Origin of the sequence: Kitasatospora sp. HUAS MG31 (assembly GCF_040571325.1) — a bacterium.
Classification (GTDB): Bacteria; Actinomycetota; Actinomycetes; order Streptomycetales; family Streptomycetaceae; genus Kitasatospora; species Kitasatospora camelliae.
In genome coordinates this window covers 5632893-5654177 of the sequence record NZ_CP159872.1, presented here as the reverse complement: position 1 = coordinate 5654177, position 21285 = coordinate 5632893, and the positions used below count along the sequence as shown (strand labels likewise).

Genomic DNA, 21285 nt, shown 5'->3' with positions numbered 1-21285 from the left:
TGGGGCTGGCTGAGGCACGTCCCCGCGGACTGGTGGTTCCTGCACTTCTCTCGTAGGCCAGCTGCCAGGATGCTGCGCGACGCTCGGCGGCGGATCAGCTCGGGCGTGCCGACGTGGCTGCCTAAGGCGCCGGAAGAGCATGTCCGCACGATGGAGGACTACCTGAACCGGCGCGCGACCGAGCGGTAGGCGAACAGACTCTCGCTCGGGCCGCCGGTCGCTACCTGGCCAACTGCAGCCGAGCGACAACCGGCCAATGCGAGGAAGTGCAGTCTCTCCGGACCGCCGTGTCCGGGTACGGCCAGGCCACCTCGCGGCACACCACGCCAACAGACACGCGAGGCCTGGAATCCCCTCAGGGGACTCCAGGCCTCGTTCGTGTTGAAGCCCCTGGTGCCGCCAGCGCGCGGCGGCTCAGGCCTCCGTTGGGTACGCCCACCCGAGCTGCGCGAGGGACTGCGCTCGGGACTCGATGACAGCCATACGAGCGTCGCGTTCCTCGGCATCGCTGTGGGCTGCCTGGCCGGTCGCCTGCCCGGGCCACTTCCGGTAGAGGAGGCCGACCTCGGGGGTGAACCATCCGCGGCTCACGGCGCTCAGGGCCATAAGAAGGCCGGTGTCCTCGGATGCGGGCAGGGCCATCCAGCCGCCGAGTGCGAGGAGCAGGTCACGGCGGACGAAGAGGGTCGCCGGGTGGACCTGGGCGCGGTAGTCGTGGGCCTTCCAGTGGTCGAGAACGGCCCCGCGCTCGATCGGGCCCTCCTCCGGGTCCTGGTCGAATCCGACGGTCGAGCCGTCGGGCAGCAGGTCCAGCACCCGGGACGTGGTCCACCCGATGGTGGGGTCAGCGGTGAGGACGGCAAGGTCGCGGGCCAGGGCGCCGGGGGGCAGCATGTCGTCGGCGTCCAAGACCTTGACGAACTCCCCGTCGGCCCGCGCAAGGGCGATCGTGCGCGCCATGCCGGCGCGTCCTGGCCGGCCCTGGCGGAAGCTGACCCGGGCGTCGTCGGGCACGTAGGGCGCGACGTCGTTGCTGGTGCCGTCCTCCTGGATGAGCCACTGCCAGTCCCATCCCTCGGGGAGAACCTGCTCGCAGAGGGACTTGTACGCGTCCGGCAGGTACGGGGCGGCCGGCGGGTGGACAGCAGTGACGATGATGATGCGCCGCTGCACGGCCCTCACCACCTTTCCAGTCGAGTGGTGAAGGTCATCTCCGTGCGGTCGCCGGGCAGCGTGACGTCGGCGACGTCCACGACACGGTCATTCGTGTCGTACGAGATCTTCTGCAGGACCAGGACGGCCGTCCCGGGCGGCAGGTCCAGCTCCTCCATCTCCTCCGCCGTCGGCGGACGGGCGGTGACCCGTTCGACCACGCGGTCCACCTCGATGCCCACGGTGTGGAGCTGGTTCTGCGTGCCGCCCGGCCACGGCTCCTTCGTCTCGTCCAGGAGATCAGAGTTGCCCGCGATCATCTCCAGTACGAGGTAGGAGCGCGTCAGGTTGAAGGGCGCGGACTCGGCGCGGTAGCGGGTCCGGAAAGTCCGCTCCAGGAGTGCGGTCCCTTCCGGGAGACCGATGGCCTTCGCAAGGCGCTCGTCCGCCTTGATCTCCTTGTACTTCGCGGTGAAGACCAGGTCGTCCAGTTGCAGGCCGGTGTCGTGCTCGGTCGCGCCGGTCTGCGACCGCGTCTGCAGCGACTCGCGTGCGCGGTCCTTCTCCCACTGGTGCCGCTCGTTGGTGCGCTCGACGAGCTTCCGGGGGCGGCGGACGAAGTTGCCGCGGCCGTGCTGCTTCTCGATCAGTCCTTCGGCCTGGAGAACGGCCAGGGCCTGCCGGACGGTGGGGAGGCTCTTCTTGTACTGGTCGGCGAGGCTCGTTTCCGCTGGTAGGCGGTCGCCGGGCCGCAGTTCACCTGCGCGGATGAGCTGACGGAGATCGTCCGCAATCCGCTCGTACACCTTCGCCATTGGTGACCACCGTCCTGTTCGTCTGGCGACACCAGCATAGAAGTCCTCAAGAGGACTTGACGAGTCGGGTGACGGCCGTCATAGTTCTAGCAACTCCTTAAGAGGACCTGAGGACAGGATCTCTTAAGGAGTTGCTTCGCCCTGAGGCCCGAAGACGGCCGCAGGAAGCGCACGTCCCTTGAGAACTGAAGAGAGCGCCTTGAAGAACAAGTGCTTTTGGCCTCCGACACAGCCCCTACCTGCGGCGGCCGTGCCGGAGGTGACGACCGCTCGCCTCCTGACGAGCGGTCCCCGGAAGTTCCGGAGGCGGGCCCCACAGCCCACTCCCGGCCACTGTCACCAATCCAGAGGGGGACCCAATGCAGATTTCCATCGGCGACGTTGTCCGCGACCGGGCTGACCAGGCTCTCGGGACAGTGGCCGGCGTCGCCAGCCGTTCCGACGGCAACGTCCTGGTCGTTCAGCTCTCCGGCGGAGGGCTGCGCAACGTGGCGCCGTACGACCTTGAGGTCGTGGCACGCCGGGCCGCACCGATGACGGCCTGCCGGAGCATCGCGATCTCCGCCGCTGTCCTGATCGCCATCATGGCCGCGTTCCTCGGTGCGCAGGCCGAACGAACCCTGGGCGCGGGCTGGCTGCTCACGCTCATGGTCAGCCTCGGCTCGTCCACGACCGTGATCGCGGCGTTCCAGATGCTCTTGCGGATGACCGGCCCGCGCCGCATCCGGCTCTGACGCACTGCCGGCCAGTGGCGGCGGTCGACGGGTCAAGGAAGCACGCCGCCTCTGGCTCTCCCATCCCATCCAGGAGCTTGGAGAGTTCATTGCGTACGTACGTCGGCGACCAGGAGGTCGCCACCGCCTCCGAATTCGCGGAACTGGCCTGCGCCTTCGAGGTCGAGTCGTTCCACGAGTTCATCGAGGAGCTGCTGTTCGGCCGGCCCGGCGAGTCCAGCCCGGCTCGCGCGGCGCGCCTGCAGGCCGCTCGCGACATCCTTGCGGACCTGGAGGAGGAGTCGCCCGAGCTGGCCGCCTACGCCGTCAGGCTGCTGGGCCCCGCGCCGTTGGTTCGCCGCCGCATGCTCCGCCGCCAGGCGTGGCTGGAGGCGGCTGCGTGAGCCAGCCGACCATCTACAGCGCGCGTGCCGCGCGGCAACTCGACGCAGTCACAGTCGAGATCGCACGGTCCCAGGCGGCCCGGGAACGCTCCGAGGCCGAGAGCGCCGCGCAGGCGGCCAGGCTCCAGGCCGAACTGAACCGCCAGGAGGCGCTGGCCGAACTGCGCTCCATCGCCGACGGGGAGAACGCACGGCGCCGGGAACGGCGGCGCGCCGAACGTGCGGCACGGTGGACCGCCCGCCAGCATGCGCTGAGCAAGCGCGCGGAGCTGGCGGCCACGGTGGCCGTGATCGTGCTCTTCGTCGTGGTCGCGATGCCGGCACAGATCAGCTTTCTTGCTCAGCGGTGGCCCTTGCCAATGGCCCTCGCGGGCGGAATCGCGCTGGAGACGCTGACCTGGGTCTTCGCGCTGCAGGGCCGGGCACGCGACGCCCGTGGCCTCTCGGCCGCCGCGCACCATGCCGGGATCTGGCTCGCCGCAACAGTGGCGGCCGGCATCAACCTCGTCCACGGCGCGCAGATGTGGGGACCAGGGTTCGCGGTCGTTGCGGCGTGCGGCTCACTGGCCGCGCCGATCACCTGGCACATGTACCTGCTCTCCCAGCGGAACGACCACGGCGGGCCCGAGGACGCGCGGCACGAGCGACGCCGGCGACGCCATCACCGCAAGGTGGCCCGTGTGGCTGACCGGCTGGCCACCGCACTGCCACCGGATGTGACATCGGAACAGCTCTGGACCCTGGCCTGGCGATCAGTGCACGGTGCGGACCCCGGAGTCACTGCGGAGCTTCTGGAGGGACACTCGAAGGCTGCGACCAAGGTGGCAGAGCACCTCCGCCCCGGGGACCGGCCCAGCCTCGCTGTCCTTGAGCGCCTCTTCATCCCGCCCGCGAGTCGGCTCACTGACGCCCGCGCGGTGGTGGAGGCCGGCTTCGCCGTTGCCCGGCCGGTTGCCGAGATGATGCCGCTGACGCGCCGTACAGCCGCGTACAACCAGCTCACAGGGCATACGCCCGCACGTACGGCCGCGGCGGTCCCTGCCCGTACGGCACCGGTCCTGCCCACCGTGGATGACGCTGCGATGGAGGCCAAGCGCCGGACGGCGCGGTCCGCCATCCGTCGGACTCTCGCGAAGGGCGGCACGCCCTCGCCGACCGAGATCGGTCGGACGCACGGCATGTCCCCCGAGTGGGGTGCCAAGCAGATCCGTGCAGTCCGCAGTGAACGACTCGCAGCCCCGAGCACGGGTGCGGCGAGCTGATCGACGCCCGGGGCGCGCACGGCTTGCCGGCTCCGCGCGCCCCGGTCACCTTCACCCACCTGACGTGAGGAAGGACCGACAGTGAACCACGGTGAGGACGACGAGGCCCGCGAGCTCTTCGCCCGCCTGGAAGTCGAGTTGAACGAGGACCGAGGTGACAACGTGGTCGACCTCGGCAAGGTCCGGTCGGAGCGCGGCGGAGCCACCTCGGGCACCGCCGCTGCTGACTCGGCCGCGCTGCAGGAGGCCTCGGTGTACGAAGGCGGACCCCTGCCGATGGTCGACGGCCCGCAGCCGGCGGGACCGGGCCTGCTCGACCGGGTCCGCTCCGAGAAGCGCCGGCCCGTGTTTCCGGCCTGGCTGCGAAGCCGGGCGGAGTTCAGGGCGGCAGCGGGGTGGACCGTCGGCCACTACGCCCACACGGCCGCCTTCCACGCTGTGCGCCTGCCGTCGTACACGGGCAGGCTGCTGATCCGATCGCCCTCCGGGGCCGCCCGCGGCATGCGTGAACTCCGGCGCTGGACGCGTGACCTGGAAGGCGAACCGGTCCGCGCGCACGCGGTGGCCCGGGAGGACGCCGAGCTCTACCTCAAACTCTCCCGCCAGCGCGACAGGCGGGTCTCCGCCCGCGGCTGGATCGCCACACTCGTCAGTCTGCTGGCGGCGGGGCTCGTCCCGCTCGTGGTGCTGACCGCGCCAAAGTGGGCGCTGGCCGCACTGCTCCTGGCCGGTTCGCTCATCCTTGGGTGGGCGGGGATGCCGACCGACCAGCCGTTGATCTCCCGCGCGGTGGTGGCGGCGAAGGTGCAGCGGCTGACCTCGGAGATGGTCGAGCGGGCCCTGTCCGTGCTCGCCGTCAGCGGGGTCACCCAGTACCTCTCGAAGGGCGGCCGGATCGACTTCACCGCCCCGATCACCCGCGACGGCCCCGGCTGGCGTGCCGACGTCCAGCTGCCGCCCGGAGTGACCGTCGGCGAGGTGATGGACAAGCGAGACAAGCTCGCCTCGGGCCTCCGCCGCCCGTTGGGCTGCGTCTGGCCCGAGCCCATGCCCGGTGAGCACCCCGGGATGATGGCGCTCTGGGTCGGCGACCAGGACATGAATAAGACCCAGCAGCCCGCCTGGCCGCTGCTCCAGACCGGCCGAGTCGACCTGTTCAAGCCCGCGGCCTTCGCCACCGACCAGCGCGGACGCTGGGTCGAAGTGACCCTGATGTACGTCGCTGCCGTCATCGGCGCCATCCCGCGCATGGGCAAGACGTTCCTTCTCCGCCTGCTCCTGCTCATCGCCGCCCTGGACCCGCGCGCCGAGCTCCATACGTACGACCTGAAGGGCACCGGCGACCTCGATCCGGTCGGCGAGAAGGTCTCGTACCGCCACCGCGCGGGCGAGGATGACGAGGACATTCGGTACGCCCTGGAGGACATGCGGGAGGTTCGGGAGGAGCTGCGGCGCCGGGCGAAGGTGATCCGGTCGTTGCCGCGCGACGTCTGCCCGGAGTCGAAGGTCACCAGCACGCTCGCCGACATGAAATCGCTCGGGCTGCACCCGATCTTCATCGGTGTCGACGAGTGCCAGAAGTGGTTCGAGCACCCGACGTACGGCCGCGAGCTCGAAGAGATCTGCACCGACCTGGTGAAGCGGGGGCCGGCCACGGGCATCGTGATCCTGTTGGCTACCCAGCGCCCGGACGCCAAGTCGCTTCCGACCGGCATCAGCGCGAACGCTTCGGTGCGGCTCTGCCTGAAGGTGATGGGCCAGTTGGAGAACGACATGGTTCTCGGCACCAGCTCCTACCGCAACGGCATCCGTGCCACCACCTTCGCCTGGGCGGACAAGGGCATCGCCTACTTCGTCGGCGAGGGCGCCGACGCCAGGATCGTGCGGGCGGTGAATATCGACGCGCCCACCGCCGAGGCGATCGCGGCCCGAGCCCGCGCCGTCCGCAAGCGGGCCGGCCTGCTCGCCGGATACGCGGCGGGCAACGATGCGGGCTCGGAGCGGGCATCGTCCTACGACCTGCTGGCGGACGTCGTGGCCGTCGTCCCCGCGACCGAGGCCAAGGTGTGGTCCGAGACCGTGGTCGCCCGCCTGGCCGAGCTCCGCCCGGAGGTCTACGGCGGGTGGGCGCCGGACCAGCTGACCGCCGCACTGAAGCCGTACGGCATCCGCACCGGACAGGTCTGGGGCACAGCCGAGGACGGCAAGGGTGCCAACCGGCGCGGAATCACCCGCGCCGACATCGCCAACGCCATCGCGGAACGTGACCGGAAGCGCGACGCGAGCTGATTCCGTCGCGCGCTAGGTCTAGCACCAGCCCCCGCTAGACCTAGCACCCCTGCTAGCACGCCATTTCATCTCTGACCAGGCCGCTAACACCTAGCGTCCTTCCCCGAGCACGCCTCGAAACGGCCCAGGAGGCCCCGAATGAGTCCGCTCACCCTCGCTAGCCTGCTCGCCCTCTTTATCACCTTCGGTTACGCGCTGCTGTGCGCGACCAGCCCCTTCGGCAACTGCCGCAAGTGCCGTGGTCTGGGCTTCGCGCTCAAGTACGACCGTCGCGGCCGGCCCGGTCGCGGCAAGCCGTGCCGCCGCTGCGACGGCATCGGACAGCGCATCCGCGTCGGTCGACACCTCTACAACCTCGCCAACCGCCAGCGCGCGAACGCCCACTGAACTCACGCCTCGGAAAGGACGACACGCATGTTGCTCAGCGTCTCCCTGGCACTCATCTTCGCCGCCATCACCGGGGTCCTGATCTGGGCCGGGCGCGTCAGCGTCTCCTCCGCCGTCGCGGTGTGGCTGTCCGGCTTCACTGCCGCCGCCACCGTTGTCGCCGGCCCGGTCCACGCCCTGCTCTCGGCCGCCGTCTCGGCCTTCCACTGACTCACCGAGCCCGAGGAGAACTGATGATCAACGACACGGACAAGGCCGTCACCCTGGAGTTCCCGGACGCGGAAACGGCCTACGCGGGAGCCCCAAGCGTCATCGGGGAGATCGGCTGGGTGGCCGAGCAGGCCGCGCTCCGCCCGATCGGCGTCCAGCTCGGACGCGAGTTCTGGCTCCGCAAAGCGGCGGTCCTGGACCGGATCGCGCTCAACGAAGTGGCCGAGTACAGCGCGGAGGTCGCCGAGGACGCGGTCCAGGCCGCCGCCAGCGCCGCCCTGCGGCTGATCGAGTTCGACGAGCAGAACCACAACGACTCCGGCCGTTCGGGGCCCGGTTCCCTGCGCTTTTGGGACCCGATCGTGGGGGCGGGCCGCCGCGCCTACGTCCGGCAGCAGTACCTGAGTTGGAGCCTCTCGCAGGGCTCCTGAATGTGTCCGGGGCGGCGGTCATCGGGTCAAGGAAGCCCGCCGCCCCGGCCTCCCATCCCATCCAGGAATCAGGAGGTGCGACAAGGATGCACCACAACGTCCCCCGCCCGCTGCTGCAGGCCGCCCGAGAGGCTGCCGACCGCGGCTGGCACGTCTTCCCGCTCATCGCCGACACCAAGCGCCCGGCCATCTCCTCGTGGGGGTCCTTCGCCACCACGTACGGCAGTCGCATTGATCGCTGGTGGGCGGCTGGGAAGGGGAACATCGGCGTTGCGACCGGCCCGTCCCGGCTGGTCGTGATCGACCTGGACGTCCCCAAGCATGACCAGGACCGCCCGCCCGCGGACTCGGACCTGGCGGATGGTCAGGACGCGTTCGCCAGGCTGGCTGAGCAGCACGGCCAGCCGTACCCGGGCGACACGTACACCGTCCGGACCAGGAGCGGCGGCCGCCAGCTCTACTTCGCCGCCCCGCTGGAGTCGAAGCTGCGCAACACCGCCGGCTCTCTGGGATGGAAGATCGACACCCGCGCGCACGGCGGCTACGTCGTGGGCGCGGGCAGCATCGTGGACGGCAGGCTCTACACGGTGGCTCATGACGTACCGCCCGCGCCGCTGCCGGAGTGGATCGCCGAGCTTCTCGCGCCGGCACCCCTGCCGCCGCAGGCTCTCGTCAGCGCGAAGCTGGCCGCCTTCGACCTGCACAGCGCCTACCTGCGCGCCGCGGTCGACGGCGAGCTGAAGCGCGTCACCCGCGCCAAGCCCGGGGCCCGGAACAACGCCCTGTACATCGCGGCCGTCGCGCTCGGGCAACTCGTCGCCGGGCATGAGCTGAACGCGAGCGACGTGACCGACTGGCTCACCGCCGTGGCCGTGTCGGGCGGACAGACCCGGTGGGAGGCCGAGGCCACGATCGCCTCCGGCTTGCGCGCTGGGGCCAAGCGGCCTCGAACCCTCGGGTGGGGTGCCGCGTGACAGAGGCACCGTACGGCGGGCCCGAGCCACAGGCTCTGCAGCCCGCGCAGCAGCGTATCCGCACCGCGTGGACCGCCGATGAGCTGATGGCGGCCCAGTTCCCCGAGCCCCGGTGGGCGGTGCCCGGCCTCATCGCGGAGGGCGTCAACCTGCTCGCCGGGCCGCCGAAGGTCGGGAAGTCGTGGTTGTCTCTCGGGCTGGCCCTCTCCGTTGCGGCCGGCGGCCGCGCGATGGACCGCGTCCAGGTCGAGGGCGGCCCGGTGCTCTACCTCGCCCTGGAGGACACCCCGCGCCGCCTCCAGGCCCGCATGGGAAAGATCCTCGGAACGAACCCGGCACCGGCAACGCTGACGCTGGCCACCTCGTGCCCGACCCTGCCGCAAGGCGGCAACGAGGCGATCGCGCAGTGGGTCGAGCGGAACCCGGACGCGCGAATGGTCATCATCGACGTCTTCGCCAAGATGCGCGGACCGGCCGCCCCCGGCCTGTCCGCTTACGACGCAGACTACGCGGCCGTCGGCTACGCCAAGCGGATCGCCGACTACTACGGCATCGCCATGGTCCTGGTCCACCACGTCCGCAAGGCCAGCTCCGACGACTTCCTCGCCGAGGTCTCCGGCACCAACGGCCTGGCTGGCGCCGCCGACGCCACGCTCGTCCTGAAGCGATCCCGCGGCCAGGCCGACGGGGTCCTCCACGTGACCGGACGCGACGTCGACGAGACCGAGTACGCCCTCCGCTTCCACCCGGAGGCCGGGGCCTGGCAGCTCCTGGAGGGCCGCGCGGAGGACCACACGATCGGCGACACCCGAGCCACGATCCTCCGCTACGTCCGCGCCAACCCCGGCGCCAAGCCCAAGCAGATCGCCGACGGGACCGGCCTGGAGGCCGCTCTCGTCCGGCAGACGTGCTCCCGCATGGCCAACGACGCTCAGCTTCGCCGACAGGCCGGGGGCTACGTCATCCCCGGCGAGAACGGGGGACAGGGATGACCAGTCACAGCCGTCACAGTGTCACAGCCGTCACACCTGCGGCCCTGCCTCGTGAAGGGAGAGCTTCCATGTCGGAGGCGATGTTGACGATCGACCAGGTGGCTCAGCTGATCGAGTCGGTCAGTCAGGCTACTTCGGGGCGTCCCGCGCGCGGCGGGTTGCTGCACAGCGGTTGGTACTCCACCGAGGAGGTCGCCGAACTGATCGACGTCGATCCGTCGACTCTCCGGCGCTGGCGAACCTCGCGCCCAGTTCAAGGACCGCCGTTCGTCCGACTCACCTCGCGGGTGACCATGTACAGCATCCCCGATGTCCAGGCCTGGTTGGAGTCCCGCCGCATCGTCCCGGGAGAGGCCGCCTGATGCCCCAGCAGAGCCCGCCGGTCGGCGTGAAGCTCTCGACTGACATCGAGTACCGACCGCAGTATCCGAGCCCCTACCGGGCCCGCGTCCGATGGACAGTTCCGGCGACCAAGGCGCGCCCCTCCCGCTCCGAGATGTTCACGACCGAGGATGCAGCCCAGGAGTGGATCGACCGCATGCTGCGACTGGCGAGCCGCGGCGTGACGCCAGCAACCGCGACCCTGCCGTTGTCCGAGTACGGAGACTCCGTGATGGACCTCGCCCTTCGAGGTCTGGAGGCCAAGACGTTGGACCCGTATCGGGCCGGCTGGCGGCTCCGAATCGTCCCCACCTTGGGCCACCTTCCGGTCCACGCCGTCACCAACGGCGTTGTCGACCGCGCGGTCTACGGGTGGATCTCCGATGAGGTCGGCCGCTCGACCGTGAAGAACACCCTCGCCATGCTGGTGCGCGTCATGGAGCAAGCAGTTCGGGACGGGGTGATCGACACCAACCCTGCCAAGGTCAGCGGCTGGCAGCGCGAGTACCAGCAGGCCGAGGACGAGTTGGACGACCCGCGCGCGCTGGCCCTGCCTGACTGGGACGCTCTCGACACTCTGGCGGACGCACTCGTCCTCCGGTCCCACGGCCAGTTCGGCGGGTGGGGCGACGTGGTGCGCTTCGCGGCCTGCACGGCCGCGCGCATCGGCGAGGTGTCGGGCGTGCGGCGCAAGGACATCGACCAGAGCACCTGGAGCTGGGACCTGTGCCGGCAGACGACTACCGCCCCGGGGGGCCTGGTCGACAAGGGGACCAAGGGCAAGCGCCGCCGCACCGTCCCGATCATCCCGGAGATCCGCGATCTGGTGGCCCGGCGGCTCGCAGTGATCAGCAGCGACCCGATGGCGCGGCTGTTCACGGGTCCCCGTGACGGCCGGATCACGACCGCGGTCCTGCGGGACGCCACCCACTGGGACGAGGTGGTGATGGAGCTGGGATTCGAGCACCTGCGGCGTCACGACCTCCGCCACACCGGGCTCACGTGGATGGCGGATGCGGGCGTGCCGCTGCACGTCCTGCGGAAGATCGCCGGGCACGGATCGCTGACGACCACCCAACGCTATTTGCACCCGGACCGACGCTCGATCGAGCTGGCAGGCGAGGCGTTGAGCGCGCACCTGAGCGGCCCGCGCAAGGCTGCTGGTCCCGCAGTGGTCCCGCAGGACTCCCCCAGCCGGCACCTTCGGCTCGTTCGCTGACCCTGTCGCAGAAACGGCAAAAGCCCCGCTGGCCTGGACTTTTGTCCAGTCAGCGGGGCTCCGACATCACTGTCGGGACGACAGGATTTGAACCTGCGACCCCTTGACCCCCAGTCAAGTGCGCTACCAAGCTGCGCCACGTCCCGTGGTCTCGGTGCTTCGATCACCGGCCTTGCGGCCTGCGGTCTTGGCTTCTCGACCTTGCCCCCGGTCTCCCGGCGACGTGGAAAACAATACAGCACGTCGGGGGGTGCTCGCTGCCAGGTTTCGGTGGCGCGGCGGCAGTGGCGGGTGGGGCCGGTCAGGGGGTCGGGTGGCGGGAGTCGTAGTGGAGGAACGCCGGGCGGCGGGCCGCGAGGAGGAGGACCGCGGCAACGGAGGCGAGGCCGCCAGTGACCACGGAGACGGCGGGTGAGGTGAGGGCGGCGGCGGTGCCGGATTCGAAGTCGCCGAGGCGGGGGCCGCCGGCGACGACCACGATGAAGATGCCCTGGAGGCGTCCCCGCATCTCGTCGGGCGCCGCGACCTGCATCATCGTGTTGCGGAAGATCATGCTGACGGTGTCGGCGCAGCCCGCCGCCGCGAGGAACAGCAGGCCGAGCCAGAGTTCGCGGATCAGGCCGAAGGCGGCGATGGACAGGCCCCAGGCGGCCACCGCCGCCAGGATGACCGCGCCGTGCCGGTACACCCGGCCGACCCAGCCGGAGAACAGCGCGCCGATGAGTGCGCCGACGGCCGGGGCGGCGACCAGGAGGCCGACGGTGCCCGGTCCGCCGCCGTAGAAGCCGACGGCGAGGGCGGGGAACAGGGCGCGCGGGAGGCCGAAGATCATGGCGGCGAGGTCGGCGAGGAAGCTGGTGCGCAGGTTGGGCTGGTCGCGCAGGAAGCGTAGCCCGTCGAGGACGGAGGCCCGGCGGCCGTTGTCGGTGAGCGGGCGCATCGCGGGCAGCCGCCACATCGCGTACAGGGTGGCGCCGAACGCGACCGTGTCGATCAGGTACGCCGCCTGGGCTCCGTACACGCCGATCAGGAGGCCGCCGAGCATGGGGCCGACGGTCATGCCGAGGTTCATGCCGACGGTGTTGAGGGCGTTCGCCGCGGGGAGCTGCTCGCGGGGGACGAGGCGGGGGATCATCGAGGAGCGGGCGGGCGAGCTGAGGGCGAAGAAGCCGGCCTGGGCCGCGACCGCCGCGTACAGCAGGGCCACGACGCCCGAACCGAGCAGGGCCTGGACGGCGAGCAGGGCGGAGACGGCGGCCAGGCCGGCCGAGCCGATCATGCCGAGCTTGCGGCGGTCCACGGTGTCGGCGACGGCGCCGCCCCAGAGGCCGAGGGCCACCAGCGGGACGAGCGAGAACAACCCCACCAGACCGGTGGCGAAGGCGGACCCGGTCATCGCGTACACCTGGACGGCGACGGCCACCGCGGTCATCTGCTGGCCGATCGCGGAGACCGTCTGCCCGAACCAGAGGCGCCGATAGTCGGGGAGGTCGCGCAGCGGACCGATGTCGGCGAGCGCACCGCGGGCCGCGCGGCTCAGCCGTCCGCCGACGGGCTTCCCGCCCTCCGCCTCGTCGACCGGGGCGGCGGGCACGGGCGCACCGGAGCCGGGAGGTTCGGGCGAGCGCGGGAGATCGGCGGCGGAGGATGGATTTGTCGACACGGCACCATGGTCGTCCACGCACCCCGACGGACCGGCGCCGGGGTCACCACCCCCGCAACCCGTCACCCCACCCCCGGCCACCTGACAGCATGCCGCGGCCTCACCCCGACAGCACCTGCCTCTCCCCCGCCTCCACGGCCACCGACAGCCGGTTGCCCGGTGGCGGGAACGGGCAGACGAAGTGGTCGGCGAAGGCGCACGGCGGCAGGTACGCGCGGTTGAGGTCCAGGACCGTCCGCCCGCTCGCGTCCGGCGCCGGCAGGGTGATGAACCGGAACCGGTACGTCTCGTGCCCGCTGGTCAGGTCGGCGATCACGCCGGTCAGCCGGTCGCCGGAGCGGCTGACGGTGAGCGTGTGCGGCTCGCCCAACAGGTGGAAGGCGATCTGCCCGGTCACCTCCAACGGACGCTCGCGGCCGTCCGCGTTCGGGACGACCACCGCCCGCTCGCCCTCCTCGTACGGCGTGAACACCGCCGACACGGCCCACTCCGGCGAGTAGGGGTAGACCGAGATGCCGGCGAAGGCCGTCCGGGTGGGCGCTTCCGGGTCGAAGACCCGCAGGGCGATCTCGCCCTCCCGCTCGATCGGGACGAGCCGCTTGTCGCCCACCAGGGCCAGGTCGGCGACCGGCGCGGTGTCGGGCCGGAGCGTCACCTCTCCGTCGAGCGGTTCCCCGGCCTCCCCGGCGGCCTCCAGCCAAATCCCGTCGTCGGCCTTCACACTCAGCCGTACCGTGCCGTCCTCGGCCCACCAGCGGCCCGGCAGGCCCGGCAGTTCCACCGGCTCCGGCTCCAGCCAGTGCGTCCCGGTGAGAGCCAGCGGCCCGTGCGGCGCGCTGACCGCGGCTGTCCGGGACTCGGTCCAGTGCTTCCATTCCTCGGCGTCGGTCATCGGCCGGCCCTCCCAGACGATCGATCGGTGGCGTGTGGTGGAACCCGTACGGACGGGCGGTGCCTCGGCGGTGCGGCTTCGGCAGTGCAGCTCTGGCAGCTTCGGCAATACGGCTTCGGCGATCAGGCTTTCAGCAGGCGGGCCTCAGCGGTAGGGCCTCAGCGGTCGGCGAGGGGACGGAACAGTCCCTCCTGCATCACCGAGACGACCAGCCGGCCGCTGCGGTCGTAGATCTGACCGCGCGCGAGGCCACGCGCGGCATGGGCAATGGGCGACTCCTGCTGGTACAGCAGCCACTCGTCGGCGCGGAACGGCCGGTGGAACCACATCGCGTGGTCCAGCGAGGCCATGTCAAAGTTCCGCTCGCCCCACAGGGGTTCGACGGGTGCGCGGACCGCGTCCAGCAGGGTCATGTCGCTGGCGTAGGTGAGCGCGCAGACGTGGATCAGCGGGTCGTCGGGCAGGGCGCCGTTGGTGCGCAGCCAGACGCCGCTGCGCGGCTCGACGTCGACCAGCTCGTCCTTGTTCCACCGCAGGCGCTCGACGTACCGGATGTCGAAGGGCTGGCGGCGGCTGATGAACGGGGGCAGCTCGCCGAGCTTGGAACCGACCTCGTCCAGAGCACTGGGCAGGTCCTCGGGGGCGGGGACGTCCGGCATCGCGATCTGGTGCTCGATGCCGCCCTGCTCGGGCTTGTGGAAGTCGGCGGTCAGGGCGAAGATCGACCGCCCGCCCTGGATGGCCAGCACCCGGCGGGTGGTGAACGAGCGGCCGTCACGGATCCGGTCGACCTGGTAGACGATCGGCACGCCGGGCACCCCCGGGCGGAGGAAGTAGGCGTGCAGCGAATGGACCGGGCGGTCGCCGTCGACCGTACGGCCCGCCGCGACCAGCGCCTGACCCGCGACCTGGCCGCCGAACGTCCGCTGCAGGGCCTCCTCGGGGCTCCGCCCGCGGAAGATGTTGAGCTCGATCTGCTCCAGGTCGAGAAGATCGACGAGCTGGTCGACGGGTGTTCCCATGTGCATGCTCCCTCTCCCGGCCAGCCCCGGAGGCAGGTTCTGCCCCGGCGACCGCCTTCGTCTACCCAAAAGTCTCCCGTCGGCCGCCAAATTCCCGCCGCCCGGGGCGACCCATCGGGCGTAGCGCCGGGCGGGCGCGGACACCCGTCGCGCGGACACCCGCCGCATTGACCCGCGTCCCGCCGACCCGCCTCCTACCGACGCGCGTCCTACCGACCCGCGTCACGCCAGCCCGGACTGCCGGACGGTGATGTTCAGCCGTCCGACCAGCCCCAGGGCGGGATCGGCGGTGTCCGGGTGGGTGCGAACGACACCGTGGTACGCGAACCGCGAGCGACCGCCGAAGACCAGCAGGTCGCCGCTGCGCAACTCCAGGTCGGTCCACGGGCGAGTACGGGTCTCGGTGTTGCCGAGGCGGAAGACGCAGCTGTCGCCGAGCGAGAGGGAGACCACGGGCGCGTCGACGCGCTCCTCGCGGTCACGGTGCAGGCCCATCTTGGCGCCGTGCGGGTAGTGGTTCACCACGGCGATGTCGGGCCGGTAGTCGGGCGCCCCGGCGATCCGCTCCAGGCCCGTGGAGCCGTACGCGGCAGTGAGGGCGCGGTGGGCGAGTTCGCCCAGCTCGGGCGGGAAGGCCTTGACCGGGGCGCCGTCCCCGTCGACCACGGTCCTGGCGTAGCCGTACGGGTACCAGTGCCAGCCGAGGCAGACGGTGCGGACGGACATCACGCCGCCGGTGGGCAGGGTGACCGTCCGCATTCCGGCCGGGGGGCGGGCCCAGTCGCGGCAGGCGGCGACCAGGTCCAGCTGCTCGCGTGCGCCCAGCCAGTCCGGCACCAGGACGGCGCCGGGAGCGGGTTCGGAGCGCTCTCGGGGGAAGAGTTCACCGGTCACGCCCCCCATCCTCGCACCGGCGGAACGGGCGGCCCGGTAGGTCGTTCGGCGCAGCGGACGGCCGGGGCACGGGTGCGTGGACGGGCGGCGGGCGATCCGCTGGCCGAAACTATTCGCAGGAAGGGGCCAGCCGACCGCAGTGCGGCGGCCCGTAAAGCCGTGAGCAACGAGGCCGCGAGGTTAGGAGGCAACGGGGCCGTACACATGGCAACGGGGCCACAAAGCCATCAGGCTGAGAGGCCACGGTTCATACAAGCTGCACACACCCGCCGGTCGGGTGAGATGCCCGGAGGACGCCTGTCATATCAACGCCGACACCAACCAAGAAGCCACGCGGATGCCCCGGCAGCACCGTCACCCCAACCCCGCGGCTGACGACGCCGGCGGTGGACGACGTCGACCGCCGACCCGCAGACGACGCCGGCGGCGGCATCCCCGCAGGTACGAAAGCAGGAGCCTCGGCCGGAGCCGGAAGCCCGCCACTCGGGCCGCGGCGGCACGCAAGGGAGTCGGATTGACTTCCTCCCCCTCCTTTGGGAGGGGGATTCCCCTCAGCCTTGCGGCTGAGACGCTGCGTGTGAGCGCGGCGGTGGGACTACTTCCTGCTTCACCGACGACCGCCCGCCCGGAGTGCTCCGTTGAGGTCTTACACCGTCTCCACAGGCTGCAACCGCCAGTCCGGCGGCCAGAATGTTTCTCGCCGCGTTCACGTCCCGGTCGTGGGTCGTCCCGCAGTCGCACGTCCACTCCCGGACGTTGAGCGGCATCTTTCCCCGCAGGGTGCCGCAGGCGGAGCACAGCTTGGAGGAGGGAAACCAGCGGTCGATCACGACCAGATCCCGCCCGTACCAAGCTGCCTTGTAGTCCAGCATGCTCCGAAGCTCGGACCACGACGCATCAGCGATGGCCCGTGCGAGGGTGCGGTTCTTGAGCATGTTCCGAACCGCCAGGTCTTCGATCACGATCGTTTGGTTCTCACGAACGAGAGCGGTAGTGACCTTGTGCAGGAAGTCCGTTCGCCGGTCGGCGATCCGGGCATGCGCCCTACCAACCTTGAGCCGGGCCTTCGCCCGGTTCCTCCCTTCACCCTTGGCCTTGCGCGAAAGGTTCCGCTGTGCCTTGGCGAGGCGGGCGCGGTCCTTCTGCTCATGCTTCGGGTTGCTGATCTTCCCCTGCTCGTCGGTCAAGCCAGGGATCGGCCGGGACAAGGCGAGCAGGGACGTTATGCCCACGTCGATGCCGACAGCGGCATCCGTGGCGGGCATCGGTGCGGGCCGGTCATCGCACAGCAGGGAGACGAACCAGCGTCCCGCACTGTCCTGCGACACGGTGACCGTGGTCGGGGTGCTTCCCTCGGGCAGTGGCCGGGACCATACGATCTCCAGCGGCTCGCTCATCTTCGCCAGCGTGAGCCGGCCGTCCCGGAATCGGAACGCCGAGGACGTGTACTCCGCGGACCTACGGGACTTCTTCCGGGACTTGAACGTCGGATAGCCGGCACGCTTTGCCCAGAAGTTAGTGAACGCCCCTTGCAGATGTCTCAGCGTCTGCTGCAACGGAACCGACGACACCTCGGACAGGTAGGCCAGTTCCTCACTCTTCTTCCACCCGGTCAGCATCGCCGACGTGGCGTTGTAGTTCACCCGCTCCTGACGGTGCTGCCACGCCTCCGTGCGAGCCTGCAACGCCAGGTTGTAGACCTTCCTCACGCACCCGAACGTGCGCGACAGCTCCGCTGCCTGCACATCAGTCGGATAGAAGCGGCACTTGAATGCCCGCTTCACGTGAGTGCTCACAGATCACATGATAGTCAGTCAGTTCGTGACCGACTGCGGGTTATCACTGACCAAGACGCCATTTCGCCCAGGCGGCCTGGCCGTCCCTGACCCGCTAGGCGGGAGTTTCGTTTCCTCCCCCAGCCGAAATCGGGGGCACCCACGGAAGGACCCGGATGAACCCTCTCGACTTCACAATCGTCGACTTCGACGACGCCTCGCTGCACAAGACGGCGGTGCTGGTCGCCGGAACGCGCGAGCTGGTGCTGGTCGACGCGGGTTTCAGGCGCTCCGACGGGCAGCGCCTGGCGCGGGAGGTCGCGGCCACCGGGAAGCGGCTGACCACGGTGTTCATCAGCCACGGCGACCCGGACTTCTACTTCGGAGCGGAGGTGCTCCAGGAGGCCTACCCCGAGGCCCGGATCCTCGCCCCCGCCCAGGTCGTGGAGCACATCACCGCCACGTACCGGGCGAAGCTGGCGGCGTGGGCGAGCCTCGGCGAGGAACTCCCCAGCCGGCTGGTGCTGCCCGAGCCGCTGCCCGGCGACGCTCTGGAGATCGAGGGCCACCGGCTGGAGCTGCGCGGGGCCGACCTGCGTCTCCCGGACCGGTACTTCCTCTGGGAGCACCGCAGCCGGTCGTTGCTCGGCGGGGTGCTGTTGTTCCAGGGCCTGCACGTGTGGACGGCGGACACTCCGGCCTTCGGGCAGCGGGAGGCGTGGATCGACGTGCTGGACGGGATGGAGGCCCTGGATCCCGCGTTCGTGGCTGCCGGGCACCGGATGGCGGGCGCGCCGACCGACCTGGACGCGATCCGCTACACCCGGGAGTACCTGCAGACCTTCGAGATGGAGCTCGGCAAGCATCCGGACGCGGCGGCGGCCGAGGCCGAACTCAAGCAGCGCTACCCGGATGCGGGCCTGCCGCTCGCGGTGGAGCTCGGCACCAAGGTCGCCAAGGGCGAGCTCACCTGGACCTGAGGGCCGCCACGGCCGGAGGCCCCCAAGGCCCCGGAATACTCCAGCAGCGTGCGGCCCGAGGGGCAGGGAGTACGCAAGCCGCCGGCCGCCCTCCCGGGGGAGGACGGCCGGCGGCCGGATACCGCGGCGTGAGGTGTCAGGGCCTCACGCCGGACGGGGGTGTCGCACGCGGCCGGGGACGCGGCGACAGTGCACCTCGACCGTGCGCGTCGACCGTGGGCGTCCACGGCGCAGGGATCGGCGGTGCGCGTCAGTTGCTGACCGTCAGTTGCTGACCGTCGGAGCCGTGGCTCAGAAGGACAGGACCTGGCCCGGGAAGATCAGGTCGGGGTTGCCGCCCACGACACCGGTGTTCTTCTGGTACAGGTCGTGCCAGTCCAGGCCCTTGGCGGCGGCGATCTGGCTCAGGGTGTCACCGGACTTGACCGTGTAGGTGCCCTTGGCGTCGTTGACCGGGGCCTTGGTCTTGGCGGCGGCCTTCGGGGCCTCGGCCTTCTTGGCGACCGGCTTGGGCGCCTCGGCCTTCTTCACCTCGGCCTTGGGAGCCGCGGGCTTGGCCTCGACCTTCGGGGCCTCGATCTTCGGGGCGGCCGGCTGGGCAGCGGCCTGCGGGGCCTGCGGGCGGGCCTCGGAGCGGGAGGCCGCGGCGGGGGCGGAGGTGTCGACCGCGGCCGGGGCACCGCCCTTGGTCAGGCCGGCCTTGACCGAGCACACCGGCCAGGCGCCCGGGCCCTGGTCGGCCAGGACCTTCTCGGCGACGGAGATCTGCTGCGCCTTGGTGGCCAGGTTGGCCTGCGGGGCGTACTGGGTGCCGCCGTACGCGGCCCAGGTGCTGGAGGTGAACTGGAGGCCACCGTAGAAGCCGTTGCCGGTGTTGATGCTCCAGTTGCCGGTGGACTCGCACTGCGCGACGCGGTCCCAGGTGGCGACGTCGGCGGCGGAGGCCGTGGTGGCCGTGACGAGGCCGGCCACCGGCAGCGCGACCAGCGCGCCGCCCATGACGGCCACCCGGACGCGGTTGCGCTTGGTGGCGGAGGTGGTGGCAACGGCGGTCTCGTTACGGAAGATCATGAGGTTCCTCTCGACAGCCCCGGGCGGGCATGCGGAACCAGGCCCTCGGGGCCTGATCTCGCTCTCACCGCGTCCGCAAGGCGGCCGTGCACGTGTCCGACGTGCCGCGCCGCCCCGGCCACCCTCCACGGACGGGCGGGGGCTCGAGAGCCGTCCTGCCGTCCTGCACCCGCGCCGCCGACGGGCGGCGGGCCGTGCGCCGGGGGTGAGCCCGGGTAGTGCTCGTTGCACTGGCTAAGAAGCTACGAGCGGGCCGGGCAGGGACCAAACACTTTCGGGACTTCCCAGGTCAAACCGGTGTTACCGGCAGTATCGATCTAGCAAAACGAGGAGGAATGTCCGATTTGGCCGTAAATGCCAAGATCAACCCGCCCCCTGACGTGCCCCGGCTCACAGCGGGACCCCTGTGACCTCGGGCACAGCACCGACACATTGCGACCACACGGCCACCCAACGCAGTCAGATCTGCGGCAAATCCCGTCGGAGCCGAGCTCGCCCGTGACCCCTGCCACAACGGCCCGTTGGTAATGGCGGTCGGGCGCTCCGCGCCATCCCCCAGACGAACGAGGAGACTTCGTGCCGCGCATGCTCGAAGTGAGCGACGACGTACGCGCCGAGATCGGCGACGACGAGGCCGACGGCCTCCTCGCCGGGGCCCACGCGCCCGACACCTACGACTGCACCTCCTGCCGACAACCGGGTGACTCCCTCCGGGAGGCGACCACCACGGTGCTCTTCGTCGGCGACGAGACGGCGGTCCTGGCTTTCGCCCACGCGCGCTGCATCCCGTCCCAGGTGGTCCCGGTCTCCGAGGAGCAGTTGCTCGGCGCGGTCCGGAGCATCAGCGAGGCGCAGGAGGCCTCGGCCGCGTCGGCCGCCTCGGCGACGGCCACCATGGACGCGCTCGCCGCCGCCGTCCCCGGTGCAGCAGCCCCCGCCACCGCCGCGCCCGCCGGCCCGCCGGCGCCGCAGCCTCTGACCCAGCAGCCCCTGGCCCCGCAGCCGCAGCCGCAACCCCAGGGGCTCCGGCCGGAGGCGGAGCCGCGCCCGGCCGCTACGCCGGCCGGCCACCAGCCGGCCGTCCTCGGGGTGACCTGCGGCATCGTGCTGTGCGGGGACGCCGGGCACGCCGCGCTGGTGGTCGAGCCGACCGGGCCGGTCGCGCGTCCGGGCAGCGACAGCCCCGAGGACGTGTTCCTCTCCCTGCTGGCCGAACACGGGTTCCAGCCCGTGCGGGACGTGAACCAGGCGCCCACCCGTCCGCGCGCCGGCTGGTCGGTGCTGATGGCGATGGGGCAGCTGCACGCGATCCTGCAGCCCTCGGCCACCGGTGGCAGCGCGGCCTGGTGGCAGGCCCACCAGGCGCTGCAGGTCGCGGACGGCTGGCGGACCGCGGCGGGCCGCCGCTCCGAGGTGGTCATGTACGCGGTGCCCGCCGGGACGATCGGCCGCCAGCCCCGCGAGGACCTGCTCCGCCAGGCGCTGGACCGCGCCGCCGCACAGGGGGTCCTGGTCGCCGGCATGCTCCCGCTCGCCGGCACCTGAGCCGACCAGGGCAGGCGATCGCATCGGTCCACCGGCCGATGCCCGGCGGGGATCAGGGCCGGGCAACCGCATGACGGCTCCCTGCGAGCCCGGGCCTGCGAGGGCCCGGGCTCAGGGCCGTCCCGGTCCGGGGTTCCGACGATCAGGCCATCGAATGATCAGACGGACGGCCGGAGCCACCACATCCGATCGTCCGTCAATCCCGTGAAGCGGC

General features: G+C 71.1%; 21 protein-coding genes and 1 tRNA gene. 13 read left to right on the top strand and 9 right to left on the bottom strand.

Translation table 11 applies throughout. The features are described from left to right. Nucleotides 1-414: 414 nt before the first annotated feature. Both ABWK59_RS25290 and ABWK59_RS25285 read right to left on the bottom strand, forming a co-directional pair. Nucleotides 415-1173 carry a glycosyltransferase family 2 protein gene (locus ABWK59_RS25290; RefSeq protein ID WP_354642907.1) on the bottom strand — a complete coding sequence of 253 codons (759 nt, stop codon included), beginning with the start codon at nt 1171-1173 and terminating at the stop codon, nt 415-417. 5 nt (nt 1174-1178) lie between these two features. After that, entirely contained in the window at nt 1179-1967 is a 789-nt protein-coding gene (locus ABWK59_RS25285) for a GntR family transcriptional regulator (RefSeq protein WP_354642906.1), read from the bottom strand. Nucleotides 1968-2326: 359 nt separating this feature from the next. Between ABWK59_RS25285 and ABWK59_RS25280 the strand changes: the two genes are divergently transcribed. The 11 genes from ABWK59_RS25280 to ABWK59_RS25230 all read left to right on the top strand — a co-directional run bounded on the left by ABWK59_RS25280 (nt 2327) and on the right by ABWK59_RS25230 (nt 11229). Beyond that, entirely contained in the window at nt 2327-2701 is a 375-nt protein-coding gene (locus tag ABWK59_RS25280; RefSeq protein WP_354642905.1) for a hypothetical protein, read from the top strand. A gap of 89 nt (nt 2702-2790) precedes the next feature. Next, the gene (locus ABWK59_RS25275; RefSeq protein WP_354642904.1) at nt 2791-3084 is read left to right on the top strand and encodes a hypothetical protein; all 294 of its coding nucleotides are present in this window, start codon (nt 2791-2793) and stop codon (nt 3082-3084) included. Continuing rightward, nucleotides 3081-4346 carry a hypothetical protein gene (locus ABWK59_RS25270; protein ID WP_354642903.1) on the top strand — a complete coding sequence of 422 codons (1266 nt, stop codon included), beginning with the start codon at nt 3081-3083 and terminating at the stop codon, nt 4344-4346. Before ABWK59_RS25275 ends, ABWK59_RS25270 begins: the two co-directional genes overlap by 4 nt. A gap of 81 nt (nt 4347-4427) precedes the next feature. Beyond that, nucleotides 4428-6635 (top strand): cell division protein FtsK, encoded by a 2208-nt coding sequence (locus ABWK59_RS25265; RefSeq protein WP_354642902.1) that lies wholly within the window; start codon nt 4428-4430, stop codon nt 6633-6635. Between the two features lie 138 nt (nt 6636-6773). Then, nucleotides 6774-7022, top strand: a complete 249-nt coding sequence (locus ABWK59_RS25260; RefSeq protein WP_354642901.1) for a hypothetical protein — start codon at nt 6774-6776, stop codon at nt 7020-7022. A gap of 27 nt (nt 7023-7049) precedes the next feature. Next, nucleotides 7050-7232: a hypothetical protein gene (locus tag ABWK59_RS25255; protein ID WP_354642900.1), complete on the top strand. Its 183-nt coding sequence runs from the start codon at nt 7050-7052 to the stop codon at nt 7230-7232. Between the two features lie 23 nt (nt 7233-7255). Continuing rightward, a complete protein-coding gene (locus ABWK59_RS25250; protein ID WP_354642899.1) occupies nt 7256-7663 on the top strand; it encodes a hypothetical protein in 408 nt (135 codons plus the stop codon). Between the two features lie 86 nt (nt 7664-7749). Beyond that, on the top strand, nt 7750-8637 hold the full coding sequence (locus tag ABWK59_RS25245) for a bifunctional DNA primase/polymerase (RefSeq protein WP_354642898.1): 888 nt from the start codon (nt 7750-7752) through the stop codon (nt 8635-8637). Continuing rightward, the gene (locus ABWK59_RS25240; RefSeq protein ID WP_354642897.1) at nt 8634-9629 is read left to right on the top strand and encodes an AAA family ATPase; all 996 of its coding nucleotides are present in this window, start codon (nt 8634-8636) and stop codon (nt 9627-9629) included. The genes ABWK59_RS25245 and ABWK59_RS25240 overlap by 4 nt, the downstream gene beginning before the upstream one ends. Before the next feature lie 68 nt (nt 9630-9697). Beyond that, entirely contained in the window at nt 9698-9991 is a 294-nt protein-coding gene (locus ABWK59_RS25235; protein WP_354642896.1) for a helix-turn-helix transcriptional regulator, read from the top strand. Next, the gene (locus tag ABWK59_RS25230) at nt 9991-11229 is read left to right on the top strand and encodes a site-specific integrase (protein WP_354642895.1); all 1239 of its coding nucleotides are present in this window, start codon (nt 9991-9993) and stop codon (nt 11227-11229) included. The genes ABWK59_RS25235 and ABWK59_RS25230 overlap by 1 nt, the downstream gene beginning before the upstream one ends. Nucleotides 11230-11301: 72 nt before the next feature. On the opposite strand, the gene ABWK59_RS25225 is transcribed toward ABWK59_RS25230, so the two are convergent. The 6 genes from ABWK59_RS25225 to ABWK59_RS25200 form a co-directional block, all read right to left on the bottom strand. Then, nucleotides 11302-11375: transfer RNA gene (locus ABWK59_RS25225), tRNA-Pro, on the bottom strand. Between the two features lie 155 nt (nt 11376-11530). Continuing rightward, the gene (locus ABWK59_RS25220) at nt 11531-12823 is read right to left on the bottom strand and encodes an MFS transporter (RefSeq protein WP_420492849.1); all 1293 of its coding nucleotides are present in this window, start codon (nt 12821-12823) and stop codon (nt 11531-11533) included. Between the two features lie 169 nt (nt 12824-12992). Then, nucleotides 12993-13784: a DUF1684 domain-containing protein gene (locus tag ABWK59_RS25215; RefSeq protein ID WP_354642894.1), complete on the bottom strand. Its 792-nt coding sequence runs from the start codon at nt 13782-13784 to the stop codon at nt 12993-12995. Between the two features lie 158 nt (nt 13785-13942). After that, nucleotides 13943-14806 (bottom strand): acyl-CoA thioesterase, encoded by an 864-nt coding sequence (locus ABWK59_RS25210; protein ID WP_354642893.1) that lies wholly within the window; start codon nt 14804-14806, stop codon nt 13943-13945. 222 nt (nt 14807-15028) lie between these two features. After that, nucleotides 15029-15700, bottom strand: coding sequence for an alpha-ketoglutarate-dependent dioxygenase AlkB (locus ABWK59_RS25205; protein ID WP_354642892.1), 672 nt, complete (start codon nt 15698-15700; stop codon nt 15029-15031). Between the two features lie 551 nt (nt 15701-16251). Beyond that, complete coding sequence (locus ABWK59_RS25200) at nt 16252-17496, bottom strand: RNA-guided endonuclease InsQ/TnpB family protein (RefSeq protein ID WP_354642891.1); 1245 nt, start codon at nt 17494-17496, stop codon at nt 16252-16254. Nucleotides 17497-17651: 155 nt separating this feature from the next. Here ABWK59_RS25200 and ABWK59_RS25195 point away from each other — a divergent pair, with 155 nt between their 5' ends. Next, nucleotides 17652-18455 (top strand): MBL fold metallo-hydrolase, encoded by an 804-nt coding sequence (locus tag ABWK59_RS25195; RefSeq protein WP_354642890.1) that lies wholly within the window; start codon nt 17652-17654, stop codon nt 18453-18455. A gap of 291 nt (nt 18456-18746) precedes the next feature. On the opposite strand, the gene ABWK59_RS25190 is transcribed toward ABWK59_RS25195, so the two are convergent. Beyond that, complete coding sequence (locus tag ABWK59_RS25190) at nt 18747-19526, bottom strand: transglycosylase family protein (protein WP_354642889.1); 780 nt, start codon at nt 19524-19526, stop codon at nt 18747-18749. Nucleotides 19527-20111: 585 nt separating this feature from the next. Between ABWK59_RS25190 and ABWK59_RS25185 the strand changes: the two genes are divergently transcribed. After that, entirely contained in the window at nt 20112-21071 is a 960-nt protein-coding gene (locus tag ABWK59_RS25185) for a hypothetical protein (RefSeq protein ID WP_354642888.1), read from the top strand. The last annotated feature ends 214 nt before the right edge of the window (nt 21072-21285 follow it).